This window comes from Peribacillus sp. SIMBA_075, from assembly GCF_046534585.1.
This window is the reverse complement of record NZ_JAWRYN010001323.1, coordinates 1-246: the sequence shown is the minus strand read 5'-3', so window position 1 is coordinate 246 and position 246 is coordinate 1. Positions and strand designations below refer to the sequence as shown.

Annotated in this window: 1 protein-coding gene; it reads left to right on the top strand. The window is 30.1% G+C overall.

All coding sequences use genetic code 11. The features are described from left to right. The coding region (locus tag SB775_RS32640) for a HAMP domain-containing protein (protein WP_410865440.1) at window positions 1–246 on the top strand (246 nt) is incomplete at both ends.

Genomic DNA, 246 nt, shown 5'->3' with positions numbered 1-246 from the left:
ATCTTTCTTTTATATAACGAAAAGGAAGATGAATCAGATTGAAGCGATGGCAGAAGGAGTAAGGGAGTTTTCGAAAGGTAATTTACAATATAAAATCAAACAGGCAGGTCAAGATGAAATAGGTTTATTAACTTCTAATATTAATCAAATGGCAGAAAAGCTTTTGGCTAATATAGAAAAGGAAAAACAAATAGAGAAGCAAAAAAGTGAATTGATTACAAATGTATCACATGATTTAAGAACACC